Source organism: Sinorhizobium sp. CB7, assembly GCF_041357635.1.
In the GTDB taxonomy this organism is placed as follows: Bacteria; Pseudomonadota; Alphaproteobacteria; order Rhizobiales; family Rhizobiaceae; genus Rhizobium.
Genome location: NZ_JAULLL010000006.1, coordinates 274,512 through 292,356, shown reverse-complemented (window position 1 = coordinate 292,356; position 17,845 = coordinate 274,512). Strand labels below are relative to the sequence as shown.

17 protein-coding genes are annotated in these 17,845 nt (G+C 58.7%); 11 read left to right on the top strand and 6 right to left on the bottom strand.

Annotation, left to right across the window (positions count from 1 at the left end; translation table 11 throughout):
* Nucleotides 1-146: 146 nt before the first annotated feature.
* From AAE029_RS13910 to AAE029_RS13900, 3 genes are all read left to right on the top strand, one after another.
* A complete protein-coding gene (locus tag AAE029_RS13910) occupies nucleotides 147-1,154 on the top strand; it encodes an ABC transporter substrate-binding protein (protein WP_371073441.1) in 1,008 nt (335 codons plus the stop codon).
* Nucleotides 1,155-1,219: 65 nt separating this feature from the next.
* Complete coding sequence (locus AAE029_RS13905) at nucleotides 1,220-2,011, top strand: taurine ABC transporter ATP-binding protein (protein ID WP_371073440.1); 792 nt, start codon at nucleotides 1,220-1,222, stop codon at nucleotides 2,009-2,011.
* A gap of 46 nt (nucleotides 2,012-2,057) precedes the next feature.
* Complete coding sequence (locus AAE029_RS13900) at nucleotides 2,058-2,900, top strand: ABC transporter permease subunit (protein WP_371073439.1); 843 nt, start codon at nucleotides 2,058-2,060, stop codon at nucleotides 2,898-2,900.
* Nucleotides 2,901-3,200: 300 nt separating this feature from the next.
* Here the strand turns inward: AAE029_RS13900 and AAE029_RS13895 are convergent, their stop codons facing one another.
* Together AAE029_RS13895 and AAE029_RS13890 are read right to left on the bottom strand one after the other, a co-directional pair.
* Nucleotides 3,201-4,049: an EamA family transporter gene (locus tag AAE029_RS13895; RefSeq protein WP_371073438.1), complete on the bottom strand. Its 849-nt coding sequence runs from the start codon at nucleotides 4,047-4,049 to the stop codon at nucleotides 3,201-3,203.
* Nucleotides 4,046-4,660 carry a nitroreductase family protein gene (locus tag AAE029_RS13890; protein ID WP_371073437.1) on the bottom strand — a complete coding sequence of 205 codons (615 nt, stop codon included), beginning with the start codon at nucleotides 4,658-4,660 and terminating at the stop codon, nucleotides 4,046-4,048. Before AAE029_RS13890 ends, AAE029_RS13895 begins: the two co-directional genes overlap by 4 nt.
* Before the next feature lie 107 nt (nucleotides 4,661-4,767).
* Here AAE029_RS13890 and AAE029_RS13885 point away from each other — a divergent pair, with 107 nt between their 5' ends.
* Nucleotides 4,768-5,673, top strand: a complete 906-nt coding sequence (locus AAE029_RS13885; RefSeq protein WP_371073436.1) for a LysR family transcriptional regulator — start codon at nucleotides 4,768-4,770, stop codon at nucleotides 5,671-5,673.
* Nucleotides 5,674-5,821: 148 nt separating this feature from the next.
* On the opposite strand, the gene AAE029_RS13880 is transcribed toward AAE029_RS13885, so the two are convergent.
* The gene (locus AAE029_RS13880) at nucleotides 5,822-6,856 is read right to left on the bottom strand and encodes a LacI family DNA-binding transcriptional regulator (protein ID WP_371073519.1); all 1,035 of its coding nucleotides are present in this window, start codon (nucleotides 6,854-6,856) and stop codon (nucleotides 5,822-5,824) included.
* A gap of 162 nt (nucleotides 6,857-7,018) precedes the next feature.
* Here AAE029_RS13880 and AAE029_RS13875 point away from each other — a divergent pair, with 162 nt between their 5' ends.
* The 6 genes from AAE029_RS13875 to AAE029_RS13850 all read left to right on the top strand — a co-directional run bounded on the left by AAE029_RS13875 (nucleotide 7,019) and on the right by AAE029_RS13850 (nucleotide 13,641).
* Nucleotides 7,019-8,584, top strand: coding sequence for a sugar ABC transporter ATP-binding protein (locus tag AAE029_RS13875; RefSeq protein ID WP_371073435.1), 1,566 nt, complete (start codon nucleotides 7,019-7,021; stop codon nucleotides 8,582-8,584).
* The gene (locus AAE029_RS13870; RefSeq protein ID WP_371073434.1) at nucleotides 8,584-9,597 is read left to right on the top strand and encodes an ABC transporter permease; all 1,014 of its coding nucleotides are present in this window, start codon (nucleotides 8,584-8,586) and stop codon (nucleotides 9,595-9,597) included. Before AAE029_RS13875 ends, AAE029_RS13870 begins: the two co-directional genes overlap by 1 nt.
* A gap of 107 nt (nucleotides 9,598-9,704) precedes the next feature.
* Nucleotides 9,705-10,628: a sugar ABC transporter substrate-binding protein gene (locus AAE029_RS13865; RefSeq protein WP_371073433.1), complete on the top strand. Its 924-nt coding sequence runs from the start codon at nucleotides 9,705-9,707 to the stop codon at nucleotides 10,626-10,628.
* Between the two features lie 79 nt (nucleotides 10,629-10,707).
* Complete coding sequence (locus AAE029_RS13860; RefSeq protein ID WP_371073432.1) at nucleotides 10,708-11,652, top strand: sugar phosphate isomerase/epimerase family protein; 945 nt, start codon at nucleotides 10,708-10,710, stop codon at nucleotides 11,650-11,652.
* Between the two features lie 24 nt (nucleotides 11,653-11,676).
* Nucleotides 11,677-12,711: a Gfo/Idh/MocA family protein gene (locus AAE029_RS13855; protein ID WP_371073431.1), complete on the top strand. Its 1,035-nt coding sequence runs from the start codon at nucleotides 11,677-11,679 to the stop codon at nucleotides 12,709-12,711.
* A gap of 24 nt (nucleotides 12,712-12,735) precedes the next feature.
* Entirely contained in the window at nucleotides 12,736-13,641 is a 906-nt protein-coding gene (locus AAE029_RS13850; protein WP_371073430.1) for a sugar phosphate isomerase/epimerase family protein, read from the top strand.
* Nucleotides 13,642-14,127: 486 nt separating this feature from the next.
* Here AAE029_RS13850 and AAE029_RS13845 read toward each other — a convergent pair whose 3' ends face one another.
* Nucleotides 14,128-15,072 carry a YeeE/YedE thiosulfate transporter family protein gene (locus tag AAE029_RS13845; protein ID WP_371073429.1) on the bottom strand — a complete coding sequence of 315 codons (945 nt, stop codon included), beginning with the start codon at nucleotides 15,070-15,072 and terminating at the stop codon, nucleotides 14,128-14,130.
* 142 nt (nucleotides 15,073-15,214) lie between these two features.
* The gene (locus AAE029_RS13840) at nucleotides 15,215-15,694 is read right to left on the bottom strand and encodes a YkgB family protein (protein ID WP_371073518.1); all 480 of its coding nucleotides are present in this window, start codon (nucleotides 15,692-15,694) and stop codon (nucleotides 15,215-15,217) included.
* Between the two features lie 323 nt (nucleotides 15,695-16,017).
* On the opposite strand from AAE029_RS13840, the gene AAE029_RS13835 reads away from it, so the two are divergent.
* On the top strand, nucleotides 16,018-16,587 hold the full coding sequence (locus AAE029_RS13835) for a TetR/AcrR family transcriptional regulator (RefSeq protein ID WP_371073428.1): 570 nt from the start codon (nucleotides 16,018-16,020) through the stop codon (nucleotides 16,585-16,587).
* Between the two features lie 189 nt (nucleotides 16,588-16,776).
* Here AAE029_RS13835 and AAE029_RS13830 read toward each other — a convergent pair whose 3' ends face one another.
* A complete protein-coding gene (locus tag AAE029_RS13830; protein ID WP_371073427.1) occupies nucleotides 16,777-17,583 on the bottom strand; it encodes an MBL fold metallo-hydrolase in 807 nt (268 codons plus the stop codon).
* Nucleotides 17,584-17,845: the final 262 nt, after the last annotated feature.

The following is a 17,845-nucleotide window of genomic DNA, read 5'->3' as shown; positions in this document are numbered from 1 at the left end:
CTAAGGCCTGCGCCGCACTTAGCATTTATGTTCCGCAAGGCGCCTGAATCTTAGAAAAGTTAATCTATAAAAACAATAGACATTATGGAAGCCTCTTGCCTACTCCTCACCACATCGGCTGACGGACGAATTTGAGAGGGTAAACTATGCGCATTTCTAGATTCATTTGGGCTTTCGGCGTGATTGCCTCGCTACTTACATCCGCTCATGCGGAAGAGGCCAAGAAGGTCGTCATCGCCTATCAGACCGGTGCGGTTCCATACCTGGTCGGCATTGCGAATGGAGACCTCGCCAGGGAAACCGGATGGAATATCGAGTTCCGCCGTTTCAACTCCGGCGCGGACATCTTTGCGGCGATTGCATCCGGCGACGTCCAGCTTGGCGACGTCGGTTCCAGCCCTTATGCGGCATCGGTCAGCAAGGACCTGGACGTCAAGGGGATCTACATCACGGCTGGCGCTGGCGACAGCGAAGCCTTGGTGGTGCGGCCAGATATCAAGTCGGCAGCCGATCTCAAGGGTAAGAAGTTCTCGGCTGCGCCGGTCTCGACCGACCATTACCAACTTCTGGCCTATTTGAAGCAGGAGGGGCTCACGGAGAAGGACGCTCAGGTCATCGCCATGCCGCAGCCCCAGATCGTCGCCGCCTGGAAGCGGGGCGATATCGATGGCGCGTTTGTTTGGGACCCTGCTCTCACCGAACTGAAGAAGGAAGGCAGGATCCTGATTACCTCTGGCGAAGTTTCGAAGCGAGGGGCTCCCGTGTTTAGTGCACTGGTCGTGACTGGCGAATTCGCCAAAAAGAACCCTGAATTCCTCACGAAATACGTTAGCCTCATCGACAAGTACTATGTCGACTTTGCAAAGCACGCCGAGGCCTGGGGTGCCGGCTCCGAAAACATCAAACTGATCGCCAAGCTGCAGGGCGGCACACCTGAAGAAAACGCCGGTTGGCTGAAGACGACCGTCGTTGTTCCGCTTCAGGAGCAGGTCACCGACGCCTGGCTCGGCGGGGGCGACAAGGGCAATGTTTCCAAGACACTGAAGGACACAGCCCAGTTCTTGAAGGAGCAGAAGAAGATCACGGCGGTGAAGGAAGGCTACGCGGACTTTGTCGATCCGCAGTTCGCCAAGGCGGCGCTCGCTTCGAACTAACGACACCCCGTTTGCCGAACGGCGGCCTCACCAGAAGGCCGCCGCATTCCCATCAGGATGCGACCATGCTCTCGATACGAAACGCCACGGTAAAATTTGACGCTGCCGACGGAACCGAGGTTCACGCCCTCGACAATGTCTCCTTCGACATTCCGCCGGATTCCATTGTCGTCGCGCTTGGAGCCTCCGGCTGCGGGAAATCGACGCTGCTGAACATCATCGCCGGGTTCCGGCCTCTGACGGAGGGCCAGATTCTAATCGATGGGGAAACGGTGATTGGTCCCGGCGGCGACCGCGGCGTCGTTTTCCAGAAGGATACGCTGTTGCCCTGGGCAAATGTCCTCGACAATGTCGCGCTCGGCCTGCGCTATCGAGGGGTTCCGAAGGTACAGCGCCATCGACAGGCCCGCGAACTGCTCAACCTGGTGGGCCTCGCCGATTTCGAACGGAAGCCACCTTACGAGCTCTCGGGCGGAATGCGACAGCGCGTCGGCATCGCGCGGGCGCTCGCCACCGACCCCAAGATCCTCCTCATGGATGAACCGTTTGGAGCGCTCGACAGCCTTACCCGCGAGAATATGCAGCAGCTCCTGGCGTCCATCTGGGCGAAGACAAAGAAGCAAGTCTTCTTCATCACGCATTCGATTGAGGAGGCGCTGACGCTCGGCACGCATATCCTGGTAATGTCGCCAAGACCGGGGCGGGTGATCGCACGTTATCAGGCTGATTTCGTTCGCGAGTTTGCAGCCACTGGCGACATTGGTCCGGTCCTTGCCGATCCGGAATTCGTCCGTCTCCGCGAAGAAATCCGCTCCCTGATCCACAAGCCAGAGCAGCACGCGGTTCGCGCTGCATGACTTTTAAGCAGGGCGAATATGATCATAGAGATGTGAGGATTACGACATGAGCGCAGCCACCGATTCCGCGGTCGCGATCGCGGAAGAAAACAAAAAGCCTTCCGAAGTCCGCTCGCGCGGTAAAACCCGCGGAACTTTCGCTATCAGCGCCGCCACTTTGGCTGGGTTACTGGCCTTTTGGGTCATTGCAACGAAGTATCATCTTGCCTCCACGCTTTTCCTGCCGTCGCCGCTCGACGTCGCGACCCAGGCCGTTGCGGTGGCATCCGACGGCTATGCAAACGGGACCCTTCTTGAACATGTCTTCGCCAGCCTCGGCCGCATCAGTTTGGCTTTGGCGTTCGGAATCGGCCTCGGCGTCCCGGTCGGTCTCATTATGGGTCTCAACCGCTGGGCCAAGGGCATCCTCAGTGTTCCAATCGACATTTATTGGGGCCTTCCGCCGCTCGCCTATCTTCCGCTCCTGATCATCTGGCTCGGCATCGGCGAGTCGTCGAAGATCTTGCTTCTCAGCCTCTCGGCGTTTGCGCCAATATGCTATGCCGCTCAAGCCGGCGTCGGTTCCGTTCCGCGGGAGCGGATAAACGCCGCCCTCTCGCTGGGCGCAAGCGCGCTGCAGGTGTTCACCACGATCGTACTGCCCTCGGCGCTGCCGGAGGTGTTGACCGGTGTACGAATTGCGATCGGCGCGACGCTCTCGACCCTTGTCGCCGCCGAACTGATCGCCGCGCAATCCGGCGTCGGCTACATGATCATGTCGGCCGCCAACTTCCTCGCGACGGATGTGGTCTTTGTCGGCCTTATCGTCATCGCGATCTTCGCATTCGTCTTCACGATGGGAATGCGCTTTCTTGAACACCGCCTCGTCCCCTGGAAGGGTAAACTCTGATTTTGGATGACTGCGATGAGCGCCATCGGCCGCCGACCTTCGGATAAATGCGCAATATCGCCCAGGCGGCGGATCGTCTTGGCTTCAACTTATTGCCTTCAAAGCAGATCTGAATCTGCCGCAAAAGTCGGTCGCAAAATGCGAAGTTTTGCGACAGAAATGAATTCGGCCGCTCCCCGGCCAAGAGCGGCCTCTGCTCTGTCGCATCAATCCCTCACAAAACGCCGACTTTTGCGGATGGCGTTCGCGACATTTTTTCTTCCTGTGACGCAGCTATACTGGTCGACCAGGCGGAATAAGCTAGCTGTTCGCGCGCTGGCTGAGCCAGATGCTGCCGATGACCAGAGCGATGCCAGCAATCTGAAGCGCGGTCAGTGTCTGCCCTAGAAGGCCCCACCCAAGCAGCACAGCGGTCAACGGGCTAAGAAACAACAGCGACGACACGACCGAGGAGTCCAGCCGCCCTATACCCCGGAACCAGAGGGCATAGGTCAAGGCCGCCCCGACTAGGCCGAGCCATGCGAGCCCCACCAGGTTGGAGGCCGTCGGAACAGGAAGGGAAGGCTCGAAGAGCAGAACTACGGGAACCAGAAGCAAACCGCCTGCGGTCAACTGCCAAGCCGTGAACGCAAGAGGCGACACGGGTGGTCGCCATTTTCGCGCCAATATGCCTCCCAACGCCATGGAGGTCGCTCCAGCCAGACCGGCGGCTATGCCTATCACGTCGAGTGCGGCGCTCGGGGTCAAAACCAACAAGGCAACGCCGCCCATACCGACCAATGCACCAATGATCGCCAGTGGACGCACTGGGCTGGCTAGCAGAAACGAGGCAAGAAAGACAACGATCAAGGGCTGTGCCGAGAGCACTGTGCCTGCGACTCCGCCGGGAAGCCTGTAGGCGGCGACGAACAGCATGCTCAAGAAAATCGAGATATTAAGAGCTCCGAGTATGAAGGAGCGCAGCCACCAGATTCCGGTCGGCATCTGGCGCACGATCGCCATCAGGAGCAACCCTGCTGGGAGTGCACGTAGCATGGCGACAGTCATGGGCGAAAAGCCCGACAAGAACTCTGTCGTCACGAGATAGGTGCTGCCCCAGACGACGGGTGCGAAAGCTGTCAGCGGTAGATCCCAAACACTTGTTTTCATGATATTTGAAGAACCTCGGAAAGCGGACGGCGCGGCTTTTGCGGCCAGTTTCCTGGTGCTGCGCGGCCGACCGGGAGAAGCATCGCTGGCACCTCGTCCTGAGCGAGGCCAAATTCGCGGGCCACAGCGTCGGCATCGAAGCCGACCATTGGACAGGATGCGAGATCCATCGCTTCGGCGGCATAGATGAGCGTCGTTGCGCCGAGGGTGGCAGAGCGTACGGCCTCGTCGCGTGCCGCGCGGGGATCTGCATATTGCGCGCTTGCGTTCTTCTGCCACCCTGATGCCGTGGCCTGTTGCATGTGTCCGGATTCGACAAACGGTCGCAGCCGTTCGGGAAGCGCCGTGTGATCAGGCAACTGCCCGCAAACGATGAAGGTTACGGCGGCGTTGGAAACCTTGACCTGACCGTAGGCGAGCTCACGCAATCTCGCTTTCGCGTCCGGCTCCCGCACCGCGATGAATCGCCAGTTCTGAAGATTGTAGGCTGTCGGCGCGCGTGTCGCGAGACGAACGAGGTCTTCAATCTCGGCGTCCGCCAGAGTGTGAGACGCGTCGAACAGGTTGGCGGAAACGCGTCGTTTGATAAGGGCGATCGTGGGATGGGCCATTTCAGTAAATCCCGTCTGAAATTCGTTGCAGCAGAGATAAGGCATTCACCATCGGGTGATAATGTGCGAAATAACGAAGAAATTGTTTTCTAATGGAGAATAATGAGATGGACCGCTTCACGGCACTCCAGGTGTTTCGGCATGTGGCGGAAATGGGCAGCTTTGCCGAGGCTGGGCGGAAACTTGGTCTATCTCCTCCCGCCATCAGCAAGAATGTCGCGGAACTGGAGGCACATCTAGGGGTGCGTCTGATCAACCGGACGACGCGGCGCATGGCGCTGACCGAGGAGGGCAGGACCTATCTTGAACACGTCACACGCGGCCTCGACGCGTTGATCGAAGCCGAAATGGCACTCTCTTCCGCGAAGACGTCACCGACCGGCACACTGCGCGTGAGTGCGCCAATGACGGTCGCGCTGACACGCTTTTCCGAAGCGATCCCTGAATTCCTGTCGCTCTACCCCGAGCTGAAGCTCGACCTGCACCTTGATGATCGGCGGGTCGATATCGTCCGGGAGGGGTTCGATCTTGCTATTCGCGGCAGCAGCAATCTTGAGGATTCAAGCCTGATTGCAAGAAAGCTGGCGGTGATGCCGCATGTGCTCTGCGGGGCTCCATCCTATTTCGAAGCGCATGGAAAACCGCAAGTGCCTTCCGATCTGCAGACGCTGAACCACATTCGTTTTCCTTTTGGCGGAAATGCAGATGTCTGGGAATTCAGAAAAGACGAACACACCGAGCGGATCACGGTCGAGGCGCGCTACTCCGTCACATCAAGCCTTGCCGTGCGCGACGCGCTACGCGGTGGTTTCGGCGTCAGCCTGATCCCTCTTCCTTACGTAGAGAAAGACTTGCAGGACGGGCGCCTGCAATCGGCACTGGATGACTGGACGACGGCGGAAACCACGCATTACGCCGTCTATCCGTCGCGCCAGCATGTCGCGCCGAAAATCCGTGTCTTTCTCGATTTCCTGCTCCGGCAGTTCGGCCGGAATCAGGCAGCGGACGGATGAGCCTTGCCGCGGATTAGAGCAATTCTAGGAAAACTGCGAAGCGGTTCTCCGTCCGGAATTGCGTGAAACAAAAGGTTAGAGCGGTTCTTGCGCCGGTGAAGTGGCGTCGTTTGGAGGCGGAGATCGCTGCCAAGCGCCTTCCCATTTCTCAGATATTCGCCGCCGTGTAGATTTCGAACGGCAGCGTATGCTGCGAAACGATCGGCGTTCGATTGGTGCCCAGCGCTTCAGCCATCGCCTTCACAAGCGTGTCCGCGAGAAGCCGGGCAGGGTGCGATAGAACGACTTTGATGATGCCCTCCGCGAGGCCCGCGCGCGTTTCGTTGGTCAGTTCATGGGCGACGACCATGAGACGCTTCGCTGCAGGGCCGCCGTCCTCGCGAAGTGCGCGCATCACGCCTGTCACCCCGCCGCCAGCCACATAGAGGCCCACCCAGTTGTCTTCCTTCTTCAACAGGCTCCGAGTGAGCTCATAGGCGATCTCCGGCTCTTCCTGGGTGCCGAGCGTCTCCATCATCTGAAAGTCCCGCTCGCTTTCGCGGAAGTAAGAACGGAACCCCATCTCGCACAGTTCCTGCGACAGGTACCGGTGACTGCCGACGAAGACGGCGACCTTGCCTGGTGCGGGATTGACGTTGTCGATGAACCAGGCAGCGGTTCGCCCCTTCTTGACGCAGTCGTTTCCGACATAGCCCGCCCTTCCAGGAGCGGTCAGGTCGGAGATCATCGTGAAGACGGGAATGCCCTCGACCTCAAGCCCGTCGACAGCGTGGTTGATCTGCGGGTGATCCGACGTGATGATACCGATTGCGTCGGCGTCTCTGCTCATTGCAAGCAGGGCGTCGGCGGTGTTCTCCGGCGCGAGTTCGTCGACAAACCTGACGATGGCTCGACCATGTGCGTCTGGGAAGCTCTCGACTGACTTCGTAAGAACCTCCGCCCACATCTGGTAGAGCTTGCGATGAGACTGCTTCAGAAGGAAGCCGAACTTGATCACAGGCTTCTCGGTCTCAAGCCGCCGCTTGATGGCGGTGACGCCGTGGAAGCCGATCCGCTCGGCTGCCTCGAGAACGCGCTCGGCCGTCTGTGGGCGTACGGGGTCGCGTCCGTTCAGCACCCGGTCCACGGTCGAAATCCCCACATTTGCGGCCTTTGCAAGATCGGCGATCGTTGGTCTGCTCATCATTGTCTCCCAGAAATTGAGAGGTAGTGTGGGAGATTTTGGGAGAAACGTCCAGCGTTAAATTGACAGACACGGGAGAAATGTGGTCGTTTCCATGTCGCTGGAGGAAACAGCTACACAGAAAAAATCGTCGAAAGCGACACACTTGGGAGGAGAGGCGAGATGCCTGCGGCCAACGACACGGCGCGCCTGTTGGAGCGCGACAACGCCCACCAGAAAGAGGGCTCCGCGCTCGTACTCGAGATGCGGAACATCACCAAGGCGTTTCCGGGCGTCCTCGCCCTGGACGGGATGAACCTCAAGGTTCGCGCTGGGACGGTTCATGTCCTCGTCGGCGAGAACGGCGCCGGCAAATCGACGTTGATGAAGATCCTGAGTGGCACCTACTCCATCGACGGCGGCGAGATCCTGTTCAAGGGGGAAGTCCTTGGCGGGCAGGACACGTCCGCAGCTCTGGAACGCGGTATATCCATGATCCATCAGGAGCTGAGCCCTGTCCTGGACATGACGATCGCCGAGAACATCTTTCTTGGCAGGGAACCAACCCTGGCGCAAACCGGTGTCCTGTCGCGCTTCATCGACTTCAGCAAGATGAATTCCGAAACTCAGGCACTTCTCGACAGACTGGGTCTGAAGTACAGCCCCGAAGCCAAGATGCGCGACCTGTCGATCGCGGCGATGCAGCTCATCGAGATCGTGAAGGCGATCTCACGGCAGGCGTCCCTGGTCATCATGGACGAGCCGACCTCGGCGATCAGCGATACGGAAGTGGCTATGCTGTTTCGTCAGATCGCCGATCTCAAGGCGAACGGTGTCGCCATCATCTATATCACCCACAAGATGGACGAAATCTTCCAGATCGCCGACGACATTACGGTCATGCGCGACGGCCAGTTCATCGCTGCAGCGCCTGCAAGCGACTACGAGGAGACCAAGCTCATCTCCCAGATGGTCGGCCGCACGATCTCGAGCATTTTTCCGAAGGAGGAGGTTCCGATCGGCGACGTGGTGCTGTCTGTCGAGGGGCTAGGGCGTGAGGGCGTTTTCGAAGACGTCAGCTTCAATGTTCGTGCGGGAGAGATCGTCGGACTTTCCGGCCTGATTGGCGCCGGCCGCACCGAGGTCGCTCGGGTGATCTTCGGCCTCGATGCCGCAACCAGCGGATCCATACACCTCAACGGGCAGCCGCTGAAGCTGAAGTCCCCTTCGGACGCCATCAAGAGCGGTATCGCCATGGTCTCCGAGGACAGGAAGGCCGAGGGTCTCGTGCTGTGCCGTTCGGTCGGCGAGAACATTTCACTGGCAAATCTGAAGAAGTTCACGGCCGGTCTGTTCGTCAGCGAACGGCAGGAAGAAACCGCCGCGCAGCGAATGATCAAGATGCTGCAGATCAAGACGCCAGATACGGCGATGATCGTGGAGAATCTCAGCGGCGGAAACCAGCAGAAGATCGTTCTGGCGAAGTGGCTGCTGGGAGATCTCAAACTTCTCATTCTCGATGAACCGACGCGGGGCATCGACGTCGGATCGAAATCCGAAATTCACCGCTTGATGACTGAGTTCGCCCGTCAGGGCCTGGCGATCATCATGATCTCGTCCGAGCTGCCGGAGATTCTCGGCATGAGTGACCGTGTCGTCGTCATGAGCGAGGGCCGGGTCGCGGGCGAACTGACAAGAAGCGAGGCCAATCAGGAAAGCATCATGCGCCTTGCGACGGGAGGACACTGATGAATACCGAACCCATGACAGCAACGGCCAAAGGCGCCGCGCCGAAGCTTGCCGCAAAGGCCGGCGGTATCGATTTCGCGCTGGTCTACCGGAAGTACGGGACGATCCTGATCTTTTTCGGCATCTGCATATTGGCGTCAGTTCTCAGCCCGACATTCCTTACGGAAGCTAATCTGACCAACGTGCTGCGCCAGGTCGTCGTGGTCAGCCTGCTCGCGTGCGGCGTGACCTTCATCATCATCCTCGGTCACATCGACGTCTCGCTGGGATCTGTGCTCGCACTCTGCGGCGTCATTGCAGCAAGCGTGATGTCGATGACGGGCAGCATCATCCTGGCGGTGGTCGCAGGCGTGGCGGTCGGGATCGTCACCGGAACAATCAACGGGTTCGTCATCACCTTCTTCCGGATTCCATCATTCATCATGACTTTGGCGATGACGACGGTCGCGCGTGGCGCCGTGCTTCTCTATACGGGTGGCTCGCCGGTGACCGGTCTTGGTGACTTCAGGGTCATTGGACAGGGATCGCTCGGACCAGTGCCGATCTCCGTTCTCATCCTAGCGGTCTTCGTCGTCATCTCCTGGGTTCTGCTGAACAAGACCAAGTTCGGACGATACGTCTATGCTGTCGGCGGCAACGAACGGGCGGCGCGTGCCTCTGGCATCAATCCCGACAGCATCGTCGTCAAGGCGTTCATCTTCAACGGAATCCTTTGCGCGGTCGCTGGCATCGTCCTCATGTCCCGCATCAATTCCGGACAGCCGGCCGGCGGCGTCGGCTACGAATTCGATGCGATTACCGCCGTCGTCGTCGGTGGCACCAGCCTGATGGGCGGGACCGGAACGATCACCGGCACCATCATCGGTGCGATGATCATCGGCGTCATCAACAACATCCTCAATCTCATGAACGTCAGCTCGTACTGGCAGCAGATCATCAAGGGACTGATCATCGCGGTCGCCGTCATCCTTGATGTTTGGACGAAATCGGCCCGAACCAAAAAGAAGGCCTGATCGAAGAAGTCACACGCGGTGCGAACGCGTCCGCGCGAAGGACCAACTGTGTGTCGGCGTCATGCGCCTGAAACTCAACTGTGCACCATCAAAGGGAGGAGACCCCAATGAAACTTATCGCCAAGCTTGCACTCGCCTGCGCCGTATCCGCGGTGGCACTTTCCGCCTCTGCCGCGTTCGCCGCCGACAAGTTCGTCGTCGGATACGCCAACATGGCCGACACCGACGTGTTCGTCATGGCCCGCAAGAACGCGTTCATCGAAGCTGCGAAGTCCGATCCTGACGTCGAGATCAAGTTCACCGACGCCAACAACGACGCCAGCAAGCAGCTCGACCAGATCGACAACCTGATTGCCCAGAAGGTCAACGTGATTGTCGTCGTGCCGGTCGACTACGAAGGCATTGTCCCAGGCGTCGAGAAGGCGAACGAGGCTGGCATTCCGGTTGTCGCGCTCGGCATTCAGTCGGCTGGCGGCAAGTACACCTTCGTCGGCTCAAAGAACATAGACGCCGGGAAGATGCAGGCCGAGTATATGAAGGAGCACCTGCCGAAGGATGCGCAAATCCTTTACCTGCAAGGCACGCCTGGCCTCTACCACTCCCAAGAGCGTCTCAAGGGTTTCCAGGATAATCTTGGCCGCCCCGACGTGAAGATCCTCGCAACCCTCTCGGGCAACTATGACCGTGCCGAAGGCATGAAGGTCACGGAAGACTGGATTCAGAGCTTCCCGAAGTTCGACGCGATCATCGCTGCCAACGACCAGATGGCACTTGGCGCGCGCGAAGCCCTGCAGGGCGCTGACCGCCTGAAGGGAGTAATGATCTCCGGCGTCGACGGCGTTCCGGATGCGCTGACCGCCATCAAGGCCGGCGAGATGTCCCAGACCATCTTTCAGAACGCCGGCGGCCAGGCCAAGGCGGCCTTCGAAGTGGTGGAAGGCATCAAGAAGGGCGAGACGCCGCCGGCCGAGATGCTCGTGCCGTTCGAGTCCATCACCAAGGACAATGTCGGCCAATACATGAAGAAGTAATTCCTCCCGAGCCGCGTGTCGGGGCGGAATGCCCCGGCACGCACATCCAAATGCAATGACATATTTCGGAGCCACTGAAATGATGCGTCTAAGCCTGGTAACCGACATTCTCGGCTACCTCCCATTCGAGGAAATGCTCGATACGGTGTCGAACCTCGGATTCGAGTCCGTCGAACTGGGTTGCGGGAACTGGTCGAAGGCTCCGCACCTTCGTCTCGATCACCTTCTGTCGAGCGAGCAGGCGCGAAAGGATTTTCGCGACGCTCTCGAACGCCGCGGCCTGTCGATCTCCGCGCTCAATTGCTCGGGCAACCAGCTTCATCCGGGACCGAGTGGAGAGGAGCACCGCGCCGTCGTTGAAAAGACGTTCAGGCTCGCCGAGAAGCTGGGCGTCAAGACTGTCGTCATGATGTCCGGATGCCCAGGAGGCACCCCGAAGGACGAGCTTCCTAACTGGATCACCCACGTCATTCTCCCGGAGCATGTCGAGGCGCTCGACTACCAGTGGAACCAGGTTCTAATCCCTTATTTTCAGAAGGCGGCCGTTCTCGCCAAGGATTGCGGCATTCGCGTCGCGATCGAGAACCTCGGCGCCACGATGATCCACAATCCTGCCAACATGCTCCGCCTTCGCGAGCATGTCGATCCCGTCATCGGCATGAACTTCGACCCCAGCCATCACATGTGGATGGGCGGCGATCCGATCGCCGCCGTCAGGCTGCTCGGCGACGCGATCCACTACATGCACGCCAAGGACGTCCGTCTCGAGCGCACGCTGGCAGAGGCAAACGGTCTCGTCGACACGTACTGGATCAACGACATCGCCAAGCGCTCCTGGAACTACGTGGCCCTCGGCCACGGACACGACGTGCAGTGGTGGAAGGAGTTTTTCGCGGTCGCCAAGATGGTTGGCTACGACGGCCCCGTCAGCCTCGAAATGGAAGACGCGGGCATGGAGCCGCTCATCGGCGTTAAGAAATCGCTCACCACTCTCAAGCTCGCGCTGCCGCGCGACTTCAATTGACATTCGCTCAACAGGACAACCCAAATGACCCTCAAAATTGGTGTTATCGGAACCGGCGCGATTGGCCAGGAGCATATCGAGCGCCTTCACAATCGCCTTGTCGGCTCGATCGTTGTCGCCGTGAACGACATCAGCAAGGCGCAGGCCGAATCCGTCGCCAAGCGGCTCACGCCAGCAGCGCGTGTCTTCGACACCGGTCAGGAACTGGTGTTGGACCCCGGTGTCGACGCAGTGGTCGTGACCTCATGGGGGCCGTCGCACGAAGAGTTCGTCCTTGCGTCTATCGCGGCCGGGAAGCCGGTGTTCTGCGAAAAGCCACTTGCGACGACGGCAAAGGCTTGCCTGAACATCGTCAAAGCAGAGGTAGCCAGCGGACGGCATCTCGTCCAGGTGGGCTTCATGCGGCGCTACGACAGGGGCTATCGCCTGCTGAAACAGCAGATCACCAGCGGCAATCTTGGCGAGCCGCTCATGGTCCATTGCGCCCATCGCAATCCGTCGGTGCCGGACGTTTACGCCGGCGATATGGCGATCACCGATTCGTTCGTTCACGAGATCGACGTGCTTCGCTGGCTTCTGGAAGACGACTACGTCTCCGCCCAGGTAATCCTGCCGCGGAAGACGAAGCACACCCGCAAGGACCTCGATGATCCTCACATGATCCTCCTGGAGACGACGAAAGGGATCAGGATCGACGTCGAGGTCTTCGTAAACTGCCCGTACGGCTACGACATCCAATGCCAGGTCGTCGGCGAAGACGGGATTGGCTATCTGCCGGAACCCATGAGCGTTCTCCTTCGAAAGGACGCCAAGCTTAGTCACGAGATTCTGCAGGATTGGAAGCTGCGCTTCATCGATAGCTACGACGTGGAGCTGCAGGAATGGATCGACTCCGTCAGGGCTGGTGTGGTTCGCGGTCCGACGGCGTGGGACGGCTATTTCGCCTCCGTCACCGCCGACGCATGCGTAGAAGCTAAGCACACGGGACGGATCGTGCCGATCAAGATCGACGAACGGCCCTCGTTCTATGCGCCGGCCGCGCTGAAGCCCGCGGCTTAACGAACTGGCAGAGGAGGAACGCCAATGAAGATTGCACTCGATCCCCACATGCACCGGCACCTGCCGCTCAACGAGCTTTGCCGAAAGGCTGCAGAGCTAGGATACGAATACATCGAAGTGTCGCCGCGCGACGACCTTCTTCCCTGGTGGGTTCGACCGCGCGCGCACAAGGAGCGCATCGCCGAGTTCAAGAAGGCGCTCAAGGATCATGGCGTGCAGGTGGCTTCGCTGCTGCCCATGTATCGTTGGGCGAGCCCGCACGAGGACGAGCGACAGGCGGCCGTATCCTATTGGAAGGAGGCGATCCGGCTGGCCGTGGAACTCGGCGTCGACACCATGAACTCGGAGTTCGGCCGTGGACCTTCTCCCGACCGTGGCCACCGTTCCAACTGCTGCGGCGGTCACTTCACGCACGAACATAGCGAAGCTGCATGGTGGCGCTCCATCGAGGAACTGGTGCCGGTCTTCGAAAAGGAAGGCGTCAACCTCAACATGGAGCCGCATCCCGAGGACTGGTGCGAGACGCTTCATCCTGCCATCGACATGCTGAAGACGATCGGCTCGAAGAACGTCAAATTCCTCTACTGCGCGCCCCATACCTTCTACTTCGGCGACGACATGGCGAAGATGATCCGCGACGCCGGCTCGCTGATCGCCCATGTCCATGTCGCCGACACATATAATCACAAGGCGTCGTCAGGGCTCCGATACATCATCAACCCGCCGGGCGCAAAGGTGACGATCCATCAGCACATGGATATGCACCAGGGCGAGATCGACTGGGATGTCTTCTTCTCGTCGCTTGCCGAAGTCGGCTTCGATGGGATCGTGACCGCATGCGTCTTCGGGTGGGAAGACCGGGCCGACGCCTCCGGACGGTTCATGAGGACCGAAATCCAGAAGTACGTCGACAAGTACTGGAAGAAGTAGGCGATCGGGTTGGCTGGTGGCGAACATGCGTATCGGACTGGCAGGATACGGCAGGGGGGCAGGCATTTTCTGCTCTCGGATGAAGCGGCCCATATGTGATTGACTTCGGGTGGGCTGCACAGCAAGCGGCGCTATGGAGATCGAAGAGCCAGAGACAACGCAAGATTTGAACTTCTCCACCCCCCCCGCGACCAATCAGGCATGAAGCAACAACCGCCTCCGTGTGACAAACTCCGGGGGCGGTTTTGCGTTTTCGGGAACAGCGATCAGCACGACTCATTCGCGCATGAACCAGCGAAGGACTGAGCGCGATCAGAGAATCTTATTTTTCGGGTGGCCTTGTGAGCATGGTCTGGAACGTGGCACTGACTGTCAATGGCTAGGGAAGCCTCCTATTATGGCGCGCTGTAACGACCGTTTACCGTGATGCCATCCAAGCCGGAGGGTAGTCGAGACCGGATACAGACTTCCGGGGTATCGGTAGAACTAAGACCACGATCTCGCGTTTGAGCCAAATCTAGCGATCAGTGCTGCAAGCGCCGCCACCATGAGCAGATAAGCCACCCCCGCCTGCCATGCTCCCATCGGGAAACCGACAAGCAGCAGCGTGTCATTTCCACCAGGGATAAGAAGCGCCCCAAAACCCATCAGCATGCCGCCAAGCACTCTTCGCGATAGACTTCCCCAGGTCGGCCACCTCAGCGAAAACCGATGTCGACGAATCCTCGCCGAAACGAGACTGCCGCCAAACATACAGACAAAGATGAGTGAACTTGTCACCGGAATCGAAAGCATCGATCCGACTGAGGTCGTGATTGAGAAGCGAGGAGCGAACGCCGATAAGGTGGCCGACGTTATGCCAATAGTACCCATCGCCAACGTCAGCCGACGGAAGTTTGTCTCCGATTTGATAGAGATGCCGAGTCTGAGGAGTAGGAACGCGGACAAAACCACCACAAGGGCTTCTAGGCCAAGCGGCGGTGAAGCGCTGATCGGCATTGGTTCTTCGCGCAGATTAAACACGGAATCGAGGGACAGGATCATAAAAATCCCGAGGAACGTGAAGCCGAAATCCATCTCTCCGTTACCCAAGTGTCCAACTGATCCAAAGATGCAGGCACCGTTCACGTATACGCCGACGCCAAAGAGAATGGCTGCACCGGTCATGTGAACCAAGGGAGACCATCCACCGGGCATCGTAGGCAACCTATCGAGGGTGATATAGGCGATCGCGGCCCACAATGCGCATTCGGCCAGAGCGAGAAATCGTGCAGGCCTTCGTTGGGAAACCAACTCTGTCGTAGCGATGAAGGTGCAGATCGATCCGTGGTTCATCGCGAAGCCGAGGACGAAGCCCAGCGCACCGATCAAACCAAAAACCGCCCACGTCTCGAAGCCTGCCGCCCCAATACCGTGGGATAACGCGTTCACGGCACAATCCTTCATACGTTCAGTGAAGAAGATCGCACTTCCCACATTGGCACGAGTTTGGCGCTTAGGGAATGGCGAACACGCCGATCCAAGCTTGGTCGAGGTGTTCGCTTTAAGGGCTAATGTGACAGACTTGCGGGTTTTAGCTTCTCGCGAACCGGATTGCGGCCAGGGAATCCATCGCAATCCAGAGCGATAGCGCTAGAAGGCCCAGGTCCTTGAGCAGGAACTGTCCCGAGGCGACGGAGATGGCCGGGAACCCGAGTTCAGGAACAATCACGCCCGGCGTCGTAATCATGAAGCTGATGGTGGTGACGAACAATCCCGACGACAGGATGCCTCCCACCAGCGAATAAGCCGGGTTCAAAGATCTCGCGGCGATAAGCGCGCCGATACTAAGTTCGAGGACGCCCAGAAAGCTCGAAAAGCCTCGTACACTCAAGATCGAGTACATCCAGCTTACAAGAGGGTTGTTACTGACGAGGTCGACCAGCCCCTCAGCTTCGTAGGCTGTAAACTTCATACCGCCAAACCAGGCGTAAATCACGATGATTGATAGATATAGGCCAGCGGTTGTTGCCGCGCGACCATACGTCTCTGCCAGATGCAGGATACTTTCCATGCGTTTCGATTTCGGCTGTGCGCCGATATGATCGACGATTTGGGTCATTTCCTTCTCCGATTGATGATAGGACTTGGCGGGCTTTCGACCCGTTGGGCTCAAAACGATACCGATCTGTATCGTTGAATTAACCAAATACTACCGATCGGTATCGTTTTCAATTCACGAAATCGCGATCCGGATTTCACATGAGCGCGAGCGCGCGGCTTTGAGGCGATGCAAGCAGTTTTTTCTTCGATCCACCATTAGAAGCCACAGCCATTGCAACGAGCGCTACGATCGATTAAATATCGCTACAGATCGGTTTCTTTTAGGGTACGGCTATGCGGCGATCAGAGATCAAGGACCATCTGCTTGAAACAGCCCAGCGCCTATTCAACGAGCATGGCTATCATGCAACTGGCGTAGACTTGATAATCGCCGAAAGTGGCGTCGCGAAAACGACCTTATACCGACACTTCCAGACTAAGGAGGACCTGATCCTCGCAGCGCTCGAGCGGCGCGACGAGGAGGATCGCCGTGAGATGCGCGAGTTTGTCGAAAAGCGCGCGAGCGATCCGATCGAGCGCATTCGGTCAACATTCGACTTTCTGGAACTCTGGTTCAAGGACAAGGACTTTAGAGGCTGCAGCTTTATGGCTGCTGCCGGAGAACACAAGGACATCGCCAATCCCGTGTTTCGGGCCGCCGGGATGCACAAGCGCTTGGCACTCGCCTACTTCGAAGAGCTCGCTCATGCTGCACGGTTCCGCAACCCGGAGCGCGTGGCGGACGAAATCAATCTTCTCCATGAAGGAGCAACGGCCGTCGCCCAAATGGTTCGCTCAGCGGAGCCTGCCCGTCAGGCGAAACGGATGGCAACGGCTCTCCTCTCCACGATGGAACGCGATTAGTCAGAACCCGATAACCGGGGAACCGGCCGCTCATTAAAGGCGTGTCGCCCAGGCTGCAGGTCTGCGTGCGCCGAAGACAACCCACCTGCCGCCCAGCGTTGATATAGCCTGTTTGCTCAGAGGTAGGAGGGCGGGTTCTGTCGCCTAAGGAATCCTATATCGCTGTCGGGATGCAGTGACCGGCCCACCCTAGCTTTCAATGGCCGTTAAATATCTTTCCATGGACCGCTCCACGGCACGGTTGCCGTCGCTTTCGATAGTTCTGCCGGGAAACGCACCATAAATCGCCTCAAATCGATATGGCCGCACCGCCTGCGAGATTCCCTTCACCGTACGCGCGTTGAGCGGAATGAGGTTCGGATAGCTGCGCATGAAGCTGACGTATTTGCGATCCATGGTCACTTGCATTGTGTCGCCGACGAACAGAGCGCCTCGGCCGTCTTCGAGCCAGGGACAATGAAGGACAGAGCTGCCTGCGAAATGGCCACCACACCGGATCATGGTCGCCTGGCCTACCTGCAGCGCCTCACCCGTCCATCGGCGTAGACCCACACAGGATCTTTGCACCCATTCGCCGTCATCGGCGTGGATATGGAGCGGCACGCCGCCGCAGGCTGTGCTCCATTCGATCATCGACGAATAGAAATGGGGGTGGGAGATCGCGATCGCACTCAGGCCGCCCAAGGCAGCAATTCGGGCTTTGCTGGCTTCGTCGATGAGGCTGAGGCAGTCCCAGAGAATGTTGCCGTCTGGACCTTCGATGAAAAAGGCGCGCTGACCAATTCCGAAGTCCGGCGCGATCTGTAGGCTGTGAATGCCTTCCGCTTCCTCATTCCAGATTACGCTGTGCGTCTGGCTGAGCGCCGCCATGTCCGTCCACCTTTGACCTGATTGGGGCACGAATTGACGATCGTCTTCACAGATGGGGCAGGCTGGCGGTGGTTCGGGGCTCTCGCTGAACTGCGTGCCGCATGTCATGCAGATAAAACACGTCATCCTCAAATCCTCGCCAGCTTGTCTCTGAAGGCATCGAGCATGTCACGCCGCCAGCTCAAGCTCTTTGTTATATTGCCGCGATCGGGGTTCGATCAAAGCGAAAAGGCAAGCTGCGGCTCATTGTGATGCGCGGGATGGCTCTAGCGTAGAATCGCATGCACAAAGGAGGGTCTGCTTCGCGTTCCTCCCGGTAACGCGCGGCGCCACCCTCTCGAAACATGTCGTTCGTCAAACCTGATCCCGAGTGGCGCCTGAGTCGTGC

Bases quoted from the DNA above. Each gene is read 5' to 3' on its own strand.
- AAE029_RS13850 (WP_371073430.1), top strand. From the start codon at position 12,736: ATGAAGATTGCACTCGATCCCCACATGCACCGGCACCTGCCGCTCAAC.
- AAE029_RS13885 (WP_371073436.1), top strand. From the start codon at position 4,768: ATGGACCGCTTCACGGCACTCCAGGTGTTTCGGCATGTGGCGGAAATG.
- AAE029_RS13865 (WP_371073433.1), top strand. From the start codon at position 9,705: ATGAAACTTATCGCCAAGCTTGCACTCGCCTGCGCCGTATCCGCGGTG.
- AAE029_RS13905 (WP_371073440.1), top strand. From the start codon at position 1,220: ATGCTCTCGATACGAAACGCCACGGTAAAATTTGACGCTGCCGACGGA.
- AAE029_RS13860 (WP_371073432.1), top strand. From the start codon at position 10,708: ATGATGCGTCTAAGCCTGGTAACCGACATTCTCGGCTACCTCCCATTC.
- AAE029_RS13880 (WP_371073519.1), bottom strand. From the start codon at position 6,856: ATGAGCAGACCAACGATCGCCGATCTTGCAAAGGCCGCAAATGTGGGG.
- AAE029_RS13900 (WP_371073439.1), top strand. From the start codon at position 2,058: ATGAGCGCAGCCACCGATTCCGCGGTCGCGATCGCGGAAGAAAACAAA.
- AAE029_RS13895 (WP_371073438.1), bottom strand. From the start codon at position 4,049: ATGAAAACAAGTGTTTGGGATCTACCGCTGACAGCTTTCGCACCCGTC.
- AAE029_RS13890 (WP_371073437.1), bottom strand. From the start codon at position 4,660: ATGGCCCATCCCACGATCGCCCTTATCAAACGACGCGTTTCCGCCAAC.
- AAE029_RS13830 (WP_371073427.1), bottom strand. From the start codon at position 17,583: ATGACGTGTTTTATCTGCATGACATGCGGCACGCAGTTCAGCGAGAGC.
- AAE029_RS13835 (WP_371073428.1), top strand. From the start codon at position 16,018: ATGCGGCGATCAGAGATCAAGGACCATCTGCTTGAAACAGCCCAGCGC.
- AAE029_RS13875 (WP_371073435.1), top strand. From the start codon at position 7,019: ATGCCTGCGGCCAACGACACGGCGCGCCTGTTGGAGCGCGACAACGCC.
- AAE029_RS13870 (WP_371073434.1), top strand. From the start codon at position 8,584: ATGAATACCGAACCCATGACAGCAACGGCCAAAGGCGCCGCGCCGAAG.
- AAE029_RS13910 (WP_371073441.1), top strand. From the start codon at position 147: ATGCGCATTTCTAGATTCATTTGGGCTTTCGGCGTGATTGCCTCGCTA.
- AAE029_RS13840 (WP_371073518.1), bottom strand. From the start codon at position 15,694: ATGGAAAGTATCCTGCATCTGGCAGAGACGTATGGTCGCGCGGCAACA.
- AAE029_RS13855 (WP_371073431.1), top strand. From the start codon at position 11,677: ATGACCCTCAAAATTGGTGTTATCGGAACCGGCGCGATTGGCCAGGAG.